This window comes from Stenotrophomonas sp. NPDC077461, from assembly GCF_049545475.1.
GTDB lineage: Bacteria > Pseudomonadota > Gammaproteobacteria > Xanthomonadales > Xanthomonadaceae > Stenotrophomonas > Stenotrophomonas nematodicola.
Map to the genome: position 1 here is coordinate 106,771 of NZ_JBMWDO010000001.1, position 17,887 is coordinate 124,657.

Consider the following 17,887-nt stretch of genomic DNA (forward strand, 5'->3'; position numbering starts at 1 on the left):
CCCTGGCTCAAATCTTTTTCAAGCGCCTGGGAGGAACCATGACACCCGAAGAACTCATCAAACAACGCAAGCAGCGCGAGCTGCTCGCCAAAGCAGCACAAGCCAAGACCACCGCGCCCACGGACGCGGAGAAGCTCGTCAGCGATGCGACAAAAGAAAACTTGAAAACCGCAGGCCGGCTGGCTGCAAGTTTTGGCAAAGCCTTGGCAGACAAAACCAAGCAAGCGGCCTCGGTCGCCGCTGAGAAGGGGCGAGAGGCGCAAGAAGCGTTGGCCCGGCGTGCGGAAGAGGCCAAGTCGCGCAGGGAAGCCGAAGCCGCCGAGAACGCGCGCTTGGAGGCCGAGCGCGCCCAAGCGTTGGTCGAGCAAGAAGCGACTGCCCAGCCCGAGCCGGTTGTTGAGGAGGTGGTTCCCGAGCCGACACCAGAACCAGAAGCAGGCCCCGCGCCTGTCATCAAAGAGCCGGTCAGCGCTCCTGCGCCTGCCGTCAGTGAAGCCGTGGACGCAACGCCTACCGCTCCAGCACCTGTCGAGCGGGTGGTCCCGTCTGTTCCGGCCTCTGCTCCGAGCAAGCCGGCTCAAGCCCCGGTAGCGGCCCCCAAGGCGACGGTGACCCGGGCCCCGGTGAAACCGGAAGCCCCCAAGGCCAGCCCCGCCAAGCCGTCCGGTGAGGCGGCTGCGAAGGACAGTAACAAGAAGGGTTGGCAACTTCTGGCTGGGTCGGGCGTGGCCGTCCTTGTGCTGGGTGGGGCGTTGGCGTGGTGGACCACTCACCGCTCCAGCGAAACCGTTCCGCTCCAAGACAAACCGGCTGCAGCAGTGACTGCCCCGGCCCCCGTCACCGTGCCAGTTGCTCCGGTTGTATCCGCGCCGCCCCAGGTCGAGGAGCCCAAGCCCGTGACTGCCCCGGTGGAAGAGAAGGCCGCGGTCGCTGCCCCGGTTGTGGAAGCCCCGGTGCTGGCAGAGCCACCTAAGGCCCAGACCCCGGCAACTGCCCCGGCGTCAAAGCCGGTGCCAGTTTCGAAATCGGCTGCAAAGCCCAAACCGGCCCCCAAGCCGGTTGCCAAACCCGAACCGAAAAACGATTGGCAGGACCAAGCCAACAGCGATATCGACGCGTGGGCAGAAAAGGTCAGGTGAAGAGCTTGCGCTTATCGAAAGCCTTGCTAGAAAGAATGTGTATCCATGAAAGATGGGAGGAAAAATGTTTGGGTGGTTGTTTACGCAGTATCGAAAGCCCGGAAAGCTCCACTTCGGATCGAAGTGGCTCAACCTGCATGGGCGCTTCTTCATTGGTAACCCAGAAAGCTTTGGGCTCTCCGATTGCAGGGAAAACGTCCTGACCTCGTATTACTACCTGCGGGCGGACCGGAAGATGCCGGTGGCAAACGATGAGGACTTTGATGCCTGGAGGATGGACGCCCTGCGCGCCAGCCAGGTTCGGCACGCCAGCGAAAAACATGTGTCCAAAGCCGGCTTCCTTGTCACCTCCGCCGCGTGCGTGGCCCTTTGCTTTGGGGCATTGGTCGTCAACAAAGCGAAAGGGACACGCCCTTCGCCGGCGGCAATCCAACTTGCGCCCTCGTTGTCGTTGAACGAGTGCAAAAAGAAATGGACGAGCGGCACCATCACGCCTCAGGAAATCGTGGCGTGTGAGGCGCTATCTCAAACCAACAACAACAACGGGAGGCACTGAGCATGTTGCTATCGCTGATGGATTGGACGGTCGGTATTGGCCGCAAGCTGTTCAAGAAGGACGATCAAGCGTCGAGCACGCTGGAGCAAATCATTCTGGACGGCAATGACCGCTACGAAAACTTGGTCGGGCGCTTTGACGTGAGCGACCGCGTGAAGAGCCGCGTGCTGGACGTTCCCCCAGAGGATGTAGATATGGCGGTCCAAGCGGGCGCGGTTTTCGACGAGAAAGAGATGGCACTGGTTGTGCCCGAAGAACTGGATCTGGACCAGTTCCATCCGTGGTGGCCGAAGGTTCCGGAGGATCTGCGCAACACCCAGGCCCGCATGATCATCACCAAGGAAGGACGTCGTGCCGAAGGCTTCGTGCTGGGGGACGACATGGCGCTGGGCGGCGACAGCACTGCAACCTCGCTGATGTATCTGGCCTTCCCGCTGATTGGTGCGGTTCAATACTTCTTGGGCTCGCTCATTGGCGCTTTTAGTTACGTGGTGCTGCTGGCTGCCATTCCTTACTTTGTTGCGTTGAAGCAAGCGGAAGGGATGAAGGAAGCCTTCAAGGGCCTGGCCCTGATGGTGCTGCCCGTGCTGATTGCAACCGCTTCGGCGGCGTTGTCGTCCGCGCTCCACGTGGACGCGGCCAGCATGGGGCAAGCAGCGGTTGACCCGATGAACACGGGAGCGGGGATGATGGCGGTCGCTGCGGGCTTTGCCAAAATGGCGGGCATCGTTCTTCTGATCTTGACCATTCCTGGCCTGCTGTTGTTTGCGGCCTTCCTGAGTGCGGCCTCGCATCCCCACCGGGGCGTGCTGGGGGGGACCGCCGAGCGCTTCATTCAGATGATGAAGTGGATGGTGGTGATCTTGGCCCTTGTTGGGGTTGGCTCCCTTCTCCCGGACGGAATGGGCGTGGCCGTGGCGTTTGTGATTGCGGCCATGTATGCCTTGCAGTTCACGGAAGGCAACTTCGTTCAAACGGCCGCTCGCCTCTACCTGCAGAACATGGATAACAACCTGGCGACCCAGGGTGCCCTGTCCAAGTCCCACGTGAAGGCCCGCGAGCAGCAGGCTGCCGAAGCGTTGCGCGACAAGACCCCGCTTTTGAAGGTGGGTCGAGCGTCTGGTCACCTGAACGACCGCGGCCATGGCTTTGCGCCGGACAAGGGCACGGTGATGATGCTGTCCTGGCGCGACCTGACCCAAGGCCTGATCGTCTACGGGCGTATCGGTTCGGGCAAGTCCTTCAGCGTGCTGCGGCCGTTGGCCCGTCGCTATCGCGAGTCCGCATTGGCCGTAGGACTGCGGAATGAACTGAAGGGGCGCGCCGCGGGCGAGACCGTTCTTGATGCGAAGCGCAGCGGGGGTGGAGCACTCATCCTCGACGCGAAGGACGGCGCGATCATCTCCGATTTGGGCAAGGACGCGTTTGATATCGTCGTGCGCGCAGGCATGTCGGTGGCCCCCTACGAGGGCCTGGAGCCGGATCAAATCACCAAGGCCCTTCGCGGCGCGACCGGTGGCAAGGTCGATGAGAAGTCCAAGCTCTGGAGCGATGGCGGCGACGCTTTCCTCTTCCACACCGGCATCGTCCTGAAGGCCGCGTGCGAGCACGAGCAGGCCTACCGAGACTTCTGCATCGCCAAGCTGGAAGGGTTGGAGCACGCCCGGTTGATGATGCTGCTGGAGCGGGAGGAGCTGGAGAAGCGTGGCTTGGGGTTGGAAGACCTGGAAGCGGCGCTGGCTCGCGTGGAAGAGCAAATGGGCACTTACGCGATTGTGGCGGAGGCTTCCCGGAACTGGTTCTACACCCCATTCCACCATGCCAAGCTGTTGGCGATGGTCGAGCAGGTGGTGCCGACGCCGCGTGGCGGGGAGATCGCCAGCGCTCGCGTGCTGGAGTTGGTGAACTGGTTGGGGTTGGAGCGTCCGGACACGTCTAGCACGGACGAAGAGCGGGAGGCCTATGCCGCCTACTCCCGGGACTACCAAAACCGCTTGGCCACCCGGTCCGAGACCGTCCATCCCGACTTGCTGCGTCCCATGTCTCAGCTGCAAAGCTCGCTGGAATGGGCATTGCTGGGCGTTCCCGCAATGCACAAGGAGCAGCGCCAGTCCTTCACGTTGAACTCGCGGGGGCTCATCGAAAAACTGCTTCGGGGTGAAAAGCTCCGGACGGCGGATGACATCCCGTGGCATTCCGTTGAACGTGGGGAAGTGGACGTCTCCCAAGCGCTTTACGGAAAGTTCGTGGGCTTGTTCCTGCCCCCCACCCAGTTCGGCGAAGCGGGCGACATGATGCAGCGGTTGCTCAAGCAGCGTGTCATGAACGGCATTCGGGCACGCGGGGCGCACGGCGACAAGTGGCGCGAAATGCTGCCGGGCCAAACCGACGTGCTGCTGATGATGGACGAGGCGCATTTGCTGCTGACTTCGGACGACGTGCTGCTCTTCAGCACCTCCCGAAGCCTGGGGTTGATGCCGGTGATCGCGGTGCAGGGCCACGACAGCCTTATCAACGCCTACGGGTCGGAGAACGAAGCCGATTTGTTGGCCAACACCATGCAATCGGTCATCGCGCTCAACCACTCGTTTGTCACACGCAACTATTTGATGAAGCGGCTGGGCAAGGCTCAGTTGACCACCTTCAAGGAGCCGACGCGGGGCATCGATTTCTCGGGTGGCTTGACCAACTTCCGCCACAGCGTTCTCAACGACCCGAACCACCCCTACGCAGCGGCCTACGAGCAAATGCTGATGCAGGGCGCAGGCCGCTTGAGCGCGCTTCGCGTGGATCCGGCGACGGGGCGCAAATGGCGCGTCGGGGCTGAAGACACGGTGGGCCAAGAGGAGCTGGCACGGGACATCGACATGCCCACAGGGGGCAAGCGGGAGGTCCTGCCGCTCTTCCTGGAAGAGGAATACCCGGCCCTGACCGCTGCACGCGGCAATGCGATTGTCTCGCTCTGCCGGGCAGGCGTGAGCCGCACGGACTTGGCCGAGATGATGCCCAACGACTGAGCCCAAAAAGGGCAAGGCAACCCTTGCCCTTTCCCAAAATCGATCAATGCTGACCTAACCACCCATTTCCTTGAAGGAGGACTTTATGAGCAATGCCCACCTCGATGCCTTGAACGACCTGCTGGGCGCTCGCGATAAACGGCGAGCCAAGCTGGCCGGAGAGCGTCCAAACGACCACCAACCGCAGAAGAAAGCAGCCTTCGACCAGTCGCTGGCGAAGGACCAGGCCGATATCCAGGAGAAGCAGCAAGCCGTGTTGGACTGGGCCAAGCAAGCCAAGCCCGACGAGATCACCGACGCGCGTGAGCGGTTGCACGCACAGGTGCAGCAGCGCGCTGAAGACGCGCCCAAAGACAAGCACGCCCAAGTGGTGTTCAGCACCGTGGACGAATGGCGACAGAAGCGCCAGCAGAAGGACGGAGGGCAATCCTTGGGGGAAAACATCCCCATGCTGACTGCGGCCCAGCGGCAGCAAACCATGGGGCCTGGTAAGTTGGGCTACGCGCACTACGCCGCCAGCGCGAAGAAGGAAGCGGACTTCATGAAGCGCTATGAGGCCAACTTCGACTGGGGTAAGCACGAGGCCCAAGTCCAGAAGAACATCTACCGTCAATGACGGTCCATTCCCCGTGTCGCATCCAGGGCCCTTCGGGGCCCTTTTTGTTGGGCACGTTCCCTTGTTTGTGAGTGGATCGATCTACCCATAAAAGCAAGCGTCAAACGCGGCTCAAAGCAAGAGGCGGGATGGGGGTTGGAAAAGAGAAGAAAGGTTTTGACTAAACATCAAAAGTGTCGATCAATCGAGATTTTTAGGGTTGCCAGTTTTGTGAGATGTGGTTGACTGTAATCAGTCAAACACAACCGGGGGAGGCCCCTATGTATATTTTTGCCGATGCTTACGAGTTCGCCGTGGACAACGTGGGGAACCTGCTGTTGACGTTGGGTGCGTTTTCGGTGGTGAGCTACGTGGCCGCCAACGTGGCAGGGTTGCTGGCATGATGGCCTGGTTGAGGGAGGATTTGGAGCAGATGGATCTGCACGCCGTCTCACTTTTCCTACAAACCGGGGTTTTGGTCGGCGCGGCTTTCATCCTCAAGATCGCTTGCTGATTGCCAAAACCGAAAAAGACGGTATGCAAAGGGGATGGAACCCCAACACGACAACCCAGTAGGCAACCCAGGTGGGGGCGATTTCTTGAATCGCCCCCACGAGCCGTTGCTTCATCCCATTCTCCACCCCCTGACGCTGGCCCAGTTCTACGGGAAGCATCACGAGGCCGCCGCTGCCGCCGATGCGCGGGAAGTGTTGGACCTGGCCACGCGGTTTTGCCGAGAGGCCCAGGTTTGCGGGTTGGACACCCAGACCGACGCTGGTTTTGACTGGGTGATGACCCCCAGTCGTTTCTCCAACCGCATTTCCCTGGAGCTGGGGCAGGGCGGCCACGCCGCGTTGCTTCAGGTCGATCCGGACCTGTCCGCTCACCCGCTCAACGCAGCCATCCATGCAGGCGTGCTGGGCGACAAGCCCCTGGCCTCCGCTTACGCCTTGCTCCCGGCCGAGCAGCGGGATGGGCTGTTGAGAGAACTGAGGGAATCCATCGACCAGGTTCAGTTAAACCGTGCCGCAGCGAAGCAGCTCGAGGCCCTCCGAGTCCTGCCTGAACTGCCGTTGCCGTCTCAGCCGCCTCTGGACATCGCCCAACTGCTCCGGCGGTTTGAGGTCCCCGATGCCCAAGCCCGGTTGGCGGCGGACCACGTCAAGGCAACCTATGGAGGAGCGCTGACCACGATGCATGGTAGCCAGGTGCTGGCAGCAGCCCATGCGCACGCCCCGCACTTGGGGCTATACGGAGCCCCTTGGCAGACGTGGCTTTGCGAGAACGCAACGACCGGGAACCTCGACGGGGTGGAGGCCTGTTTGCGCATGCAGGCCGAGCCCAATGTGCCCGACGCCAACGGCGAGACGCCGCTACACCTCGCCGCGTGCCACGGCCACCCCAGCATCGTTCGTCGGTTGATTGAGGCCGGCGCGGATCCAGCGTTGGGGAACCCCCGTGGGGAGACTCCCCTACATTTGGCGGCCAAGCACAAACGCGCGCAATGCTGCTTGGAGCTCATGGCCGCAGGCGCGGACCCCGGGCGGCTCGACAACGCCGGCCGCAAGCCGGGGGACGTGCATCGGGTGAGGGAGCATGGGCAAGCCCTCGGTCTATGACTGCTGGAGCTGGACGGTCCCGTCGAGCATCGAGCCTTCGCGGGAGGTTCGCCACTGGCCCCAAGCGTTGCTCTTCGGTTCGGTCATCGCTGCCCTGACGTATCCGGCCGCGCTCTGGCTGGGCTGGCAAATCCCATCCTCACACTCACTGATGAACTTCGGTCAGGCACTGACTGGCAGCCTGGCAGCGCTGGGGAACCTTGCCACCGGCACCATCTCATTCCGAGAGCCTGCCGCTGCATTCTGGGAGGTGGCCAAGGAGCAGGCCACGTTTGGCACGTTGGCACGGGTCGGAGTTGCGGCGGGCTTGGCAGGGTGGGCGTCGGCTTGGGTGACACGACGGGGACTCATCCCGCGCTCAAATACTTGGCATGTGTCCGGCGCTCAACTGCTGCAGGGGAAAGAAGCCCTGACTGAAGCCCGTCGCCGTTCGCTGACGAAGAAAGAGCAAGAGGACGAGCTGCATGCGTTGTCGCTACATCCGGCTTGGGTGGTCAGCAAGAAGCTGCTGGCCCGGCACATGTTCATCTACGGCAGCGTGGGCAGCGGTAAGAGCGTCATCCTCAAGCACCTGCTGGAGCAAACGGTCCGTCTCAAAAAGAAAAGTTTCATCTACGACATCAAAGGGGACTTTACGTCCATTTTTAAGCACCCGGTCATCGTCTGCCCCTTCGACAAACGCAGTTGGATCTGGGACGTTGGCCGGGACGTAGCGACGCAAACCCAAGCCGCCGCGTTCTCCCAAAGCATCATCCCCCCGGAGGAGGGCAGCGGCGCATTCTGGGCGTCTGCGGCGCAAGCCTTGCTGGAAGGGTGCGTGCGCGAACTCCAGGCCACGAAGGGCAAGAGCTGGGGGTGGGCAGAGTTGGCCGCGTTGGTTGCCCGCCCAGCCGGACCCATGTCCCAAGCGCTTTCAATCCACTATCCCCGCGCCGCCGCGCTCATCTCCAATCCCGACAGCAACACCACATCGAGCTGCATGGCCGTGCTCGCCAACGGAACAGCGGTCATCGAGCGCCTGGCCTTGGCGTGGCCGGAGCGCAAGCCGGACCGCATGTTCTCGATGCTCGACTGGATCAAAGATTCCTATGAGGGCCGGAAGCAGGTCATCGTTCAATCGGGCCCGGACGAGGTGCTGGCGCGCAGTTACATCTCGGCCATGATCAACTGCGCGGTGCCGGAAATCATCGGCCCCTCGCTGCCAGATGACGAAGCAGGGCGCTTCCTGGGCTTCTTCTTCGACGAACTCACTTCCGCCGGCAAGCTCAACATCGAGCCGTTGCTGGCCCTGGGCAGGTCGAAAGGCGTGGTGGCCTGCATGGCCGTGCAGGACTGGTCACAGGTCGAGAAGGTCTACGGAGACAAGACCGCGCAGGCGTTTTCTGGGTTGGTTGGCACACACATCATTTGCCAGCTTCAGGTCGGCGAGACCCGAGAGAAGATCTCCCGGAACCTGGGCAAGCGGACGGTGGCTTGGCGCACGCACGACGACAAGGCGACTGTCCACGAGGAGTCGAAATCCGTTGTTCCGCCAGGGCGCCTCACCGACGATCTAGGCTTCCGCAGAGGGAAGGCCTACGGCCCCGAGCGCTGGGGCATCCGAGCCATCGTCCAGACCACGGGCGATTTGTTGTTGCTGGACTGGCCGGGTGTGAGCTATCCGAAGGTTCGAGAGGGGCAGAAGCGGGCACGGTGGACGAAGCAGGGGGCGCGCCCGGTGGAGCAGAAACCCATGCCGCAGAGCGACGCGCAAAGCGCCGCAGAGGTCCAGCGCGTGCTCAAGATGACCGCAAACCAAGCCGCCGCAGAGCTGGAGAAGCGGGGTGCCACTCCGCCGAAACTTCGCGCCGTTTCTGACGACGAGCTGGAAGCCATCTTCCGCAAGTAGTGGGGTTGTGGAGTCGCAGGGTTTTGGTAGATCTAAAGGGATAGCCAGGACCTGGAGAACTCATGATCAACACCACACTGCTGAAGCGAAACGCCGGGGGAACCAAGGGTGGTTCTGCGTCGATTTACTACCTCTTGGCCCAGGAAAAGCTCTCTGAAGAAGCCGAGCAGGCAAGCATGGCCGTTGGCTACTACAGCCGCTCCGCGCCGAGCAAAGAGGCGCAATCGAAGTTCTATGGCGGCTTGGCCCAGCACCTGGGTCTGGCAGGCGTCCGCGCCACGGAAGAGCTGATGATTCCGCTGACGGATGGATTTGACCCCAAGACCGGGCGAGCGCTATGCCACGGAGCCGGGGATCGCGGCCAGGTCAAAGTCCGCTTTGATAAGACCGGCAAGGCCCCGTTGCGCGACAAAGACGGCAAGGTAGTCACGTATCTGGCCGGTGGGCATCGCATCGGCTACGACATGACGATCAGCGCGCCGCTGGATATCAGCGTGGCGTTTGCACTGGCGTCCGATCCGGCAGAGCAAGAGGCCATCCATGCCGCGCACCGCAATGCGGTCCAGCGGGCGATGGAAGCCTTTGAAGCCATGTCCGAAACCCGGCGCAACAAGGCCGGGAAAGACGTCATTGGGGTGGATGGGTTGATCTGGAGCAGCCATCACCACTACGCATCCCGAGCCGATGAAGCGACCGGGGAGATGGGCCCGAACCTCCACACCCACAACCTGCTCTACAACCTTTCCTTGGGCAACGACGGCAAAGAGGCCAGCCTCTCTGCTGAAGAAATCTACCGTTACCGCAAAGCCATGGATGAGGTCTACAAGACCGAGCTCTACCAGGGCATGAAGGCGCTGGGCTATGGGGTGGACCGAATCCGTGAACTGGACGACGACGGGCAGGAAACCGGGCGCGTCTACGCGCGGATCGCGGGCCTGGACGAGGGGGTGACGGATCGCTATGGCAACCGCCGCAAGGAAATCCTCGCTTACGCGGCCAAGCACAACGTGTCTAATCAGCAGGCCACGTTGGCCACGCGCAAAGACAAGGACGAGCCGCCTTACCAGGAGCTCATCGCGCACTGGCAGGACACGCTGAAAGGCTTCGACGTATCCACGGAAAGCCTGAAGCAGGCCAAGGGCAACGAGCACGAAATGGAGCAAAAATCCCCGGCAGAACTGTTGGAGCGGCTCCACGAGACGGACGCCATTTTCTGCGACCACAACCTCTTGGAGGTCCTGGGCCAGGAATACGCCGGCAGCGTCACCGTGCCAGAACTCTACGACCTGGTGGAGGCGTTCAAGCAGGAGAACAACCTGGTGCATGTGAACCCCATGCGCCTGCACGACGACGACAAAGGCGACTCGCTGGCGCGGCGGCACACGCAGGAGCGCTACTGTGCCCCGTGGATGCTTCAGATCGAGCAGGAAGTGGTGGGTTTCGCGATTGACCGAGCCAAGGAATCCCATCACCACGTGCCCCAAGCCGACGTGGACCGGGTGGTGGAAGACTACGAGAAGGCCAAGGGCTTCCAACTCTCCAAAGAGCAGCGCCACGCGCTGGACCACATCACCCAGGGCAGCGGGGGCGTTTGCAATCTCTCGGGGCTCGCCGGAACCGGGAAAACGACGATCAGTGAGTGTTTTCGGGCAGCTTACGAAAGCCAAGGATTTGAGCTGCTGGGCGTCTGCGTCTCCAACGCCGCGGCAGAGAAGCTGCAGGAGGAAAGCGGGATGTCCAGCGTGAGCATGGCGCAGATGCTCCATGATCTGGACGAAGGCAAGATGCAGTTCCGCAAGACCGATGTCATCGTGGTGGACGAGGCGGGCATGGTCGATGCGCGCAACACCCACAAGCTTTTCAGCTACGCCGCCAAAGCTGGGGCGAAGGTCATCATGCAGGGGGACGTGGAACAGCTTCAGCCCATCGGGGCTGGGTCCGGCTTTCAGTTGACCAAGAGCGCCGTGGGCGATGCCAAGCTCACGGAGATCCGACGCCAGGGCAAACAGGGAGACCGAGACACCGCTCTGTCGTTCTACGCCACCGACGAGCACGGCCAGGTTATCGACTTGAAGAAGGCCAGCCGTTCCCGGGCCCAGACCCTCGACAAGGGCAACGAAATCAAGGCCCGGTTGCTCGACACCATCCGCGAAACGGCTACGGAGAAGGACGCCCGCGAGCGCTTGCTGCACGAATACTTCGAAGACCCAACCCCGATGCAGGAGAAGTTGGTCATCGCCCACACCCGTGCAGACGTGGCCGCGCTCAATGCGGGCATCCGGGCTGGGTTGAAAGAACGGGGAGAGCTGGGCCAGGACGAAGTGGTGATCGAGGCCCGGGACAAGGGGCGCAAGTTCGACCTGGCGTTGTCCAAGGGCGATCAGATCGTCTTCACCGCGAAGAACAAGGACCTGGGGGTCATCAATGGCACCCAGGCCGTGGTGGACAACATCAAGCCCTCAAGGGCGGGCGGCTACGACATCAGCGTGTCCATTCGCTCGGAGACCAAGGGCGACGGGCGGCGGCTGACGTTCAACAGTTTTGAGATGAAGAGTTTTCAGCATTCCTACGCAGGGACAGTGCATAAGAGCCAAGGCCAGGGCAAGCGGGAGGTCTACCACCTGGCGAACCTGGGCATGCTCGACGCCCACAGCGCCCTGGTGGCCTTTACCCGTCTCACGAAGGGTTCCTACCGCATGTATGCGACGTCCGATGACGTGGAGCGGTTGAACGAGCGGCTCGGGTTGGAGCGCTTGAAGGAGACCGTGCTGGACGCTGGCTTGGTCAAGGACACCAAAGCCGCGCAGCGCAGCGGGGCCAAGGTGACGTTGGACGACTTGCTGAAAAAGCAGGTCGGGGAAGTAGAGCAGAAGGCATCCAACCGCCCGGGGCAGCAGCGCAGCGGCGCGGAGGTCAAGTTGGATGCCCTGCTGAAGGAGCACCAGGAGCAGAAGCAAGCGAAGCTGGCCGTGGCGAAGATGAGCGAATCCGAGCGCAAGGCCCGCCAACTGCTGGAGGTGTTCGAGCTGGCACGAGGACAGAAGGCCAAGCCCGTGTTGCCGGTCGCACAGCCCGTCCAGCGCGAGCGGGTGCGCCGGGGCATGGATCGGTGAGTAACGCAGGGTTGCGGCGGAAGCCGCAGCCCATGGCTTTTCCCTCTCAAGACGCTTTTCAGGCGCGGCCCTCTGGCCGCGTTCTTTTCAAGAGCCGGCGGCTACTCGCCGCCGCAGTCTGAAAGAGGAAAGGCGGGTGGGCGTCGGCTTCCGCCGGGCCCCTGCTCCCGTATCAAGCTCGGTTCTTCACGATTCGGTGGTTATGAAGCGGGCGGATAAAGTTGGCAGGTGACGACTTGTCCAAAGGTTGCGCCCTGACTTGGTAGAGGCCGCTTTCGCACTTGCGAAGGAGGTCTGCCTCGTCAGTGACTTCAACCGTTCCATCCTTTGTATTCCCTTGCTTTGCCAGGCGGAAAGCCACGCGTCCCGTGTCTTTGTTCTTCATCATGACAGGAACGACCTTCTTCCCATCTCCGCGGACCAGGTGGAAGGTCTGGGCAAAGCGGCCATTGGTGGTGCTGGTCATCGGAATGCTGTCCTTGGCGACTGGGGCCTGGGTTGGAGTGCTTGATGCAGTGGGGCGTGGGGGCTTTGTAACGGCAACGGTCGGTGCGATTGCAGATGGCACCACAGGGGCTGAGCCAAGGGCCTTAAGAGCCAGCTGCAGCTTTCGCCCTGACGCGGATCCCATGTCCCCGCCCAGCCAGTGCTTGAACTCACCGTTGGCGGGGCTCGGGTGCGCAGCGAAGACCCAGGTCCGGCCCTGCGCAGTGAATGCCACCTCGTTGATGTTCCGGTAGTCGGAGAACCGGTCTGCCATCAGGGCCTTGACCCCTTTGATGTAGGCATCCGTGGTTCCCAGCATCACCACCTTTTCGACGCTGGCAGGCAGCGGGCTCAAGTGCTGCTCCACACAGGAGCGCATGACCTGCCGGGTGAACGTCGCCGAAGCCGCCTTGGGCATGATGGTGCCGCTGGTGGTCAGCTTGCCGTCGATGTCCAGCGAGAGGCCGCAGCGAATCAGCGACGCGGCACCCAGCCAACGGCTTGACGCCGAGAGGGCTTGATCGACTGTCTCCGTTCCCAGGTCGATGCCCAGCGCATCCAGAACCTGGCGTAGGCGAGGGCGCATGCCGGCGAAGGCAACCCCGTCGAAGTTGCCTGACTGAGAGGCGGAAATCTGAGTGGCGCCCTTGGAGAATCCCAGCACAAGAACCGTGGGCTCGCTGGTGCCCCAGTAGCCTGGATTGGCGCGTAGATGCCATGGCCCCTCAACGCGCAAATCGCTGTTGGAAGCGTGGCAGTTTCGGCAAGCCTGCCATCCGTGTTGCAGTGTCATTCAAGCCCCTGTTGTTTGTGAGGGCAACATATTTAGGACACGTTCCGTAGGCGCGCAACAGATTTCTTTAGGCAGTTTGTAGGCGATACGAGCGATTCCTATTTGAGCCCTCGCTTCACCGACCAATCCCAAAGGCCAGCAGCACCAGCAGCAGGACACCGGGGTAGACGAAACACCACTTGAACACCGTCCACCCAATCCCGCTGCTCCCCATGCTCCCACCCCCAGCCGGCGTTGGCGCAGCACCAGGCCACGTATAGCCCCCAGCCAATGACTTCATGTGCCCCGTGGTGCGGCGACGCGGATTGCGGATGATGAGGCCCGGCGGCTTGCTATAGATTCGCCAGCCATGCTGAAAGGCCTTGTAGCGCCACGCGTATTCGTGAGCCTCGGCATCGGCCTGGGTGCCCGTCATGCTCGACAGCGGCACGAACGAGAATCGGCGTCCCTGCCAGCCCGCACGAGCACTGCGGTGCTGCTGCTCGCGTTGCTTTAAATCGACGGTCTGCCCCACGTAGCAGCACCCGTTGTCAAAGAACAATCCGTAGAGATGGCGTGGGCGAGGCAGGTATTTCTGATTGCGTTTCCAGTTCAAGTTTCCTCCATTGATGGGTATATCTACATACCCATAAAAGAAAGAACCGATTCGTCAAGCACTGGCACGAACAAGGGCCCCGAAGGGCCCTTGCCGAGATACGATCACCTCCTTTTCCACCACGCAATCGTTTAGCGCCCCAAGTTGATGCTCAACCCGAAGCCGGCCACCGGCTTGTTGCCAGAGCCGAAGGACAGGCCCGCCGAGACGCTGACCTTTTCAGACACCCGAGCACCCCAGCCCACGGCCATTGCAGCACTGCCCCCCGAGAACCCCACGCCCACGTTCAGGTTCACCTGGCCAACGGCCGTGCCCCCGTTCTGGGCCGCAGCGGTGGCCATCTGGCTCATCGCTCCCAGTTGGGCGCTCAAACCGTTGATCCGGCGATCCTGGTGCCGCAAACGGCGGTCGGTGTCGGTCCAGCGGTCATCCCAGACCTGCTGCATTTCATAGACCTGCCCACCGTTCACGGCGTCCGTGGAGCCCTGTTCGATGCGCCCCGGAGCCACGCTGGTCACGCGCTGATTGCCCGCGTTGACGCCCGCGGTGGTCACCGAAGGGCCGCCTTGGACGGTCACGCCCTGGGCGTTGACCGTGGTCTTGCCGACCTGGACAGAGCCTTGGTCGGACAACTGCACGTTGTCGCTGACCGCCACGGCTTGGGTGCCGTCTTCGTCGGTAGTGACTACGACGTTGGCACCTGCCTTTACATCAGAGCCGCCCACACCATCCTTTCCTGCGGGGCCTTGAGGCCCCTGAGGGCCCTGCGGACCAGCGGTGCCACCCGGATTTTGCGAGAGATTGGCGATCCTGCCATCCAGGTCATACATGGCCTCAGCGACGTTGGTGTAGGTTGCGCCGCTGAGGAACTGGAAGAGGGGTTCCACGAGTTGACCGCTGACGATGTCAGCACCCGCGCCCAGCGTCCTCACGGCGGCGGCGACCTGCCTCACGTTCGCTGCATCGGTGTAGTTGCGCCCGTCGCCAACATTGGTCACACGGCGCTCGTTGTTCGTTATTCCGACGCTGAACTCGTCTGATTCGAAGCACTGGGAACCAGCGCCGAGTGCAACGCACCCGTCCGCAAAGCCACGTGCCGAGGTGCCGCCAACGACCTGGTTGTTTCCCGTGACTTCAACGCTGTTGCCCATGGTCACGTTGTTGTTGCCACTGATACTGCCACCGGTGCCCATGTGTGCGTTGTTGTCACCAATAACCTGTCCTCCCCACCCCGTGATGGCGTTTCCGCTCCCTTTCGTGGTGACCAGGATCCCCGTGAGCAGGTTCTGGTTGCCCTCGATTTCGTTGCCCGTCCCGATGGTCGCGTTTGTGGAGCCCGTCGTCGTGTTGTTCTGGCCAAGCTGGGTGTTGCTCTCGCCCTCAACCGTATTGCCGCGTCCGACTTGCAGTGATCCTGAGGCAAGGCCGGGGGTGGGGGAGGACTGAGAGTTGTTGTTTCCGAAAACGATACCTGCCGTATCAATCGCATTGTTGCTGCCCATCACAGTGAAAGCCGAAAGGAGCTCTGCGGCCGAATGCGTGGTGTTGTTCGTTCCCACCAGAACACCATTCAACAAATGCTTGTTGGTGATGGACTCGTTTCCGTCACCGGCGATATAAGTATTCTGAGCCGTTTGAGCAGCCGCTGGGGTGCTGGGGATTGCAACGACAGCGAGACCGACCAGTGCCGTTAAGATGGATGCGCGAAGTGAAGACATGAAAACCCTCCCGAGTATGGATTGATACTTCATCCATAGCAGGCGATTTCATTTCCGCAAGTCGATCAGGTGATCTTTTTCAAGGTGTTAGGGAAAGTTGCAAAACAAACCCGCGCCGGGAGCGTCCAGTTCCAGGCCATCCGGTTTTCATTGCCCCAAGCCAAGCACGCCGTTTCCATTCCCGCAGGGCACCAAGCCGGCGCCAGCGCCCGGGCCAGCACTTCCGAAGAGGGCTCCCCGGTCACCGAAGGAAACGCGCCCGGTTTGCGCCCCTGGCGGTAGGCCCACTTGGCCTGGCCACACTCTTGCTTGAGCTCCACGTGGGGATAGTCTCTCGGGCTGGTCCACCGGCCGCCCCAGTTCAGCCCCACGATCTCCGCCAGCTCTCCAAAGCGCTGATAGCCGGCCATCACATGGGCATCGTCCAGGTTCCAGCTAGGCTCCCCGTTGACGAACACGGCGGCATCCAAGGCCAGCCCGAAGTTGTGGCAGCTGGAGAACGCCCCAACGCTGGTCACGCCAGACCCGGAGGCAAGCAGGGCAGCTTGGCGCTCAGGGGAGCGGTAGCCTTCCACTGGGCGCACATCGAATCCTTCCGCGGCCAGCTGGACCTGGACCGCTTCCACTTTTTCTCGCAGCGCTGGGGAAACCCCCTTCCACATCCTCTCGCTTTTCGGGTGGAAGAAACGGTAAATGTTTCCGTGCGGCTTTGGGGCTTGGTAAACCCAGGACGGGGTGGGTTTGGGCTTGGGTTGAACGGTCGAACACCCGGCCAAGGCCAGACAAGTCAGAACGACGGCAATGGTAAAGCGGGCATGCATGCTTTCCTCCCAGAAAGATCGATGGATGCTTTCAGGGGTAGCGGGTTTTTAGGAAAGCGCAAGCGGGCTAAAACCAAAAAGCCCCCGAACAACCGGGGGAGGAGGCCTGCAGCTCGGGGGCTTAATGAGGCACGGAAAAAAGAGTAAGAAACCCCGCCTCGTTGCAAGCCATAGCATGCAAGGGCGGGAAGTCAAGCCGATTGCCGTTCGAGTGACTGGAGAAGAAGGCGCGTGGCATTGAGCGGTCACGGCAGATGAGGCTGACGGGGCCCCGGAAGGACAGATGACCGCACCGACCGCATCAGAGAAGAGTTGTTGCGATGGTGTTGCGACGGCCAGGGGTGTGTAATGTGTCGACTAGTCAGGCCTTGCCCAGTAAGGCTTTCGGGGCAAAAAATGAACGGACGCTAATGATGCTTCATGAGCGGGGTGTGCTCTGAAGAGGCCTTGAGGCTGCTGCCCTTTTGTTTTGAATCAATGGCTTGCAATGGAGTCCGTCTCGATGAGTGAGGGCGGGTTGCCGTCAGAAACGGCAAGTAACGGGGTTTTTCTGTTGTGATGGTGTTGCGACGCCAATCAGGACACCGACGATCATGCCGAAAGTCGTTGCGACGGGCCGCGCGACACGGCGCGAGATCGCCAAGTTTAGTCTGACCTACCTGCAAATGATGGAGCTTTCCGTGTGCCGCAGCCCTGCTTCAGGGGGCAGTGTGCCAAGCTCGTCGAGCGGCTGGCGGATCAGACCGTCGATGGTCCGGCGTTCCCCGAGATTGAGCAGCAAAGCGCTTTGGAGTCCAATTCTCAACCACAAGGCGATTGGACGTGAAGAAGCGTTCTTCCGAAGCGCAGATCATCGGCTTTCTGCGCGAGGCCCAGGCGGGCATGCCGATCAGGGACGCATGCCGCCAACATGGCTTTCAGTGAGGCCGCCTACTGCCTGTGGCGCAGCAGGGTCGGTGGCATGACCATGCCTGACGCCAAGCGGCTCAAGGACCTGGAGGCGGAGAACACGCGCCTGAAGACGCTGCTGGCCGGGCAGGTTCTCGAGAACGACGTCATCGAGGGGGCGTTGCGGAAAACGGGGTTACGGCCTAGGCATGATCCATCTGAAACTCGGGCAGCAGGAGCTGGTAGTGAACTACAAGCCGGTGGAGCGCCTGTATCAGGAAGCGGGCTTGCAGGTGCGTCGCAGGAAGCGCAGGAAGGTCCCCGTTGGTGCGCGGCAACCTTTGCTGCGTCCCTCGGCCGCCAATCAGGTGTGGTCGATGGATGTTGTGTTCGACCGCACCGCGGAAGGCCGGGCAATCAAGTGACTGACCATCGTAGACGACGCCACCCACGGGGCTGTGGCCATCCAGGTGGAACGGGCCATCCCCGGCCAAGGCGTTGCCAGAGGCTGGACAGACTGGCCGTTCAGCGCGGTTTGCCGCAGGTGATCAGGGCAGACAACGGCAAGCCGTTTTACGGCAGGGAAGAGCGCGCCGGACGCCGCTTGGATGGGCTTGACAATGCTAGGATCGGTGCTTTGGTGGTGAGTGACCCATACA

The 17,887-nt window shown here is 61.8% G+C and carries 12 protein-coding genes and 1 pseudogene; 9 read left to right on the forward strand and 4 right to left on the reverse strand.

All coding sequences use genetic code 11. The annotated features are described in order from the left end of the window. The first annotated feature begins 38 nt into the window (after positions 1–38). The 8 genes from ACPEH8_RS00575 (at position 39) to mobF (ending at position 11,927) form a co-directional block, all read left to right on the forward strand. Entirely contained in the window at positions 39–1,139 is a 1,101-nt protein-coding gene (locus ACPEH8_RS00575; RefSeq protein WP_423665778.1) for a hypothetical protein, read from the forward strand. A gap of 64 nt (positions 1,140–1,203) precedes the next feature. Then, positions 1,204–1,695, forward strand: coding sequence for a hypothetical protein (locus tag ACPEH8_RS00580; RefSeq protein ID WP_238379655.1), 492 nt, complete (start codon positions 1,204–1,206; stop codon positions 1,693–1,695). A 2-nt stretch (positions 1,696–1,697) separates the two neighbouring features. Further along, complete coding sequence (locus tag ACPEH8_RS00585; protein WP_423665780.1) at positions 1,698–4,712, forward strand: TraM recognition domain-containing protein; 3,015 nt, start codon at positions 1,698–1,700, stop codon at positions 4,710–4,712. Positions 4,713–4,797: 85 nt separating this feature from the next. Continuing rightward, the gene (locus ACPEH8_RS00590; RefSeq protein ID WP_423665782.1) at positions 4,798–5,328 is read left to right on the forward strand and encodes a hypothetical protein; all 531 of its coding nucleotides are present in this window, start codon (positions 4,798–4,800) and stop codon (positions 5,326–5,328) included. 260 nt (positions 5,329–5,588) lie between these two features. Further along, positions 5,589–5,711 (forward strand): hypothetical protein, encoded by a 123-nt coding sequence (locus ACPEH8_RS00595; protein ID WP_255211731.1) that lies wholly within the window; start codon positions 5,589–5,591, stop codon positions 5,709–5,711. 195 nt (positions 5,712–5,906) lie between these two features. Continuing rightward, entirely contained in the window at positions 5,907–6,926 is a 1,020-nt protein-coding gene (locus tag ACPEH8_RS00600) for an ankyrin repeat domain-containing protein (RefSeq protein WP_423665784.1), read from the forward strand. Continuing rightward, complete coding sequence (locus ACPEH8_RS00605) at positions 6,904–8,814, forward strand: type IV secretion system DNA-binding domain-containing protein (RefSeq protein WP_423665786.1); 1,911 nt, start codon at positions 6,904–6,906, stop codon at positions 8,812–8,814. The genes ACPEH8_RS00600 and ACPEH8_RS00605 overlap by 23 nt, the downstream gene beginning before the upstream one ends. A gap of 62 nt (positions 8,815–8,876) precedes the next feature. Then, positions 8,877–11,927: a MobF family relaxase gene (mobF, locus tag ACPEH8_RS00610; protein ID WP_423665788.1), complete on the forward strand. Its 3,051-nt coding sequence runs from the start codon at positions 8,877–8,879 to the stop codon at positions 11,925–11,927. A gap of 172 nt (positions 11,928–12,099) precedes the next feature. Here mobF and ACPEH8_RS00615 read toward each other — a convergent pair whose 3' ends face one another. The 4 genes from ACPEH8_RS00615 to ACPEH8_RS00630 form a co-directional block, all read right to left on the reverse strand. Continuing rightward, positions 12,100–13,206 (reverse strand): hypothetical protein, encoded by a 1,107-nt coding sequence (locus ACPEH8_RS00615; RefSeq protein WP_423665790.1) that lies wholly within the window; start codon positions 13,204–13,206, stop codon positions 12,100–12,102. Between the two features lie 115 nt (positions 13,207–13,321). Beyond that, complete coding sequence (locus ACPEH8_RS00620; RefSeq protein ID WP_423665792.1) at positions 13,322–13,801, reverse strand: GIY-YIG nuclease family protein; 480 nt, start codon at positions 13,799–13,801, stop codon at positions 13,322–13,324. Between the two features lie 131 nt (positions 13,802–13,932). Then, positions 13,933–15,519 carry a YadA-like family protein gene (locus ACPEH8_RS00625; protein WP_423665794.1) on the reverse strand — a complete coding sequence of 529 codons (1,587 nt, stop codon included), beginning with the start codon at positions 15,517–15,519 and terminating at the stop codon, positions 13,933–13,935. A gap of 65 nt (positions 15,520–15,584) precedes the next feature. Next, complete coding sequence (locus ACPEH8_RS00630) at positions 15,585–16,340, reverse strand: M15 family metallopeptidase (RefSeq protein ID WP_099470567.1); 756 nt, start codon at positions 16,338–16,340, stop codon at positions 15,585–15,587. 822 nt (positions 16,341–17,162) lie between these two features. On the opposite strand from ACPEH8_RS00630, the pseudogene ACPEH8_RS00635 reads away from it, so the two are divergent. After that, a pseudogene (locus tag ACPEH8_RS00635) lies at positions 17,163–17,811 on the forward strand (transposase); the annotation flags it as partial. Between the last annotated feature and the right edge of the window lie 76 nt (positions 17,812–17,887).

Excerpts from the sequence above, each read along its gene's own strand:
- ACPEH8_RS00575 (WP_423665778.1), top strand. The coding sequence starts at position 39 with ATGACACCCGAAGAACTCATCAAACAACGCAAGCAGCGCGAGCTGCTC.
- ACPEH8_RS00580 (WP_238379655.1), top strand. The coding sequence starts at position 1,204 with ATGTTTGGGTGGTTGTTTACGCAGTATCGAAAGCCCGGAAAGCTCCAC.
- ACPEH8_RS00585 (WP_423665780.1), top strand. The coding sequence starts at position 1,698 with ATGTTGCTATCGCTGATGGATTGGACGGTCGGTATTGGCCGCAAGCTG.
- ACPEH8_RS00590 (WP_423665782.1), top strand. The coding sequence starts at position 4,798 with ATGAGCAATGCCCACCTCGATGCCTTGAACGACCTGCTGGGCGCTCGC.
- ACPEH8_RS00595 (WP_255211731.1), top strand. The coding sequence starts at position 5,589 with ATGTATATTTTTGCCGATGCTTACGAGTTCGCCGTGGACAACGTGGGG.
- ACPEH8_RS00605 (WP_423665786.1), top strand. The coding sequence starts at position 6,904 with ATGGGCAAGCCCTCGGTCTATGACTGCTGGAGCTGGACGGTCCCGTCG.
- mobF (WP_423665788.1), top strand. The coding sequence starts at position 8,877 with ATGATCAACACCACACTGCTGAAGCGAAACGCCGGGGGAACCAAGGGT.
- ACPEH8_RS00615 (WP_423665790.1), bottom strand. The coding sequence starts at position 13,206 with ATGACACTGCAACACGGATGGCAGGCTTGCCGAAACTGCCACGCTTCC.
- ACPEH8_RS00625 (WP_423665794.1), bottom strand. The coding sequence starts at position 15,519 with ATGTCTTCACTTCGCGCATCCATCTTAACGGCACTGGTCGGTCTCGCT.
- ACPEH8_RS00630 (WP_099470567.1), bottom strand. The coding sequence starts at position 16,340 with ATGCATGCCCGCTTTACCATTGCCGTCGTTCTGACTTGTCTGGCCTTG.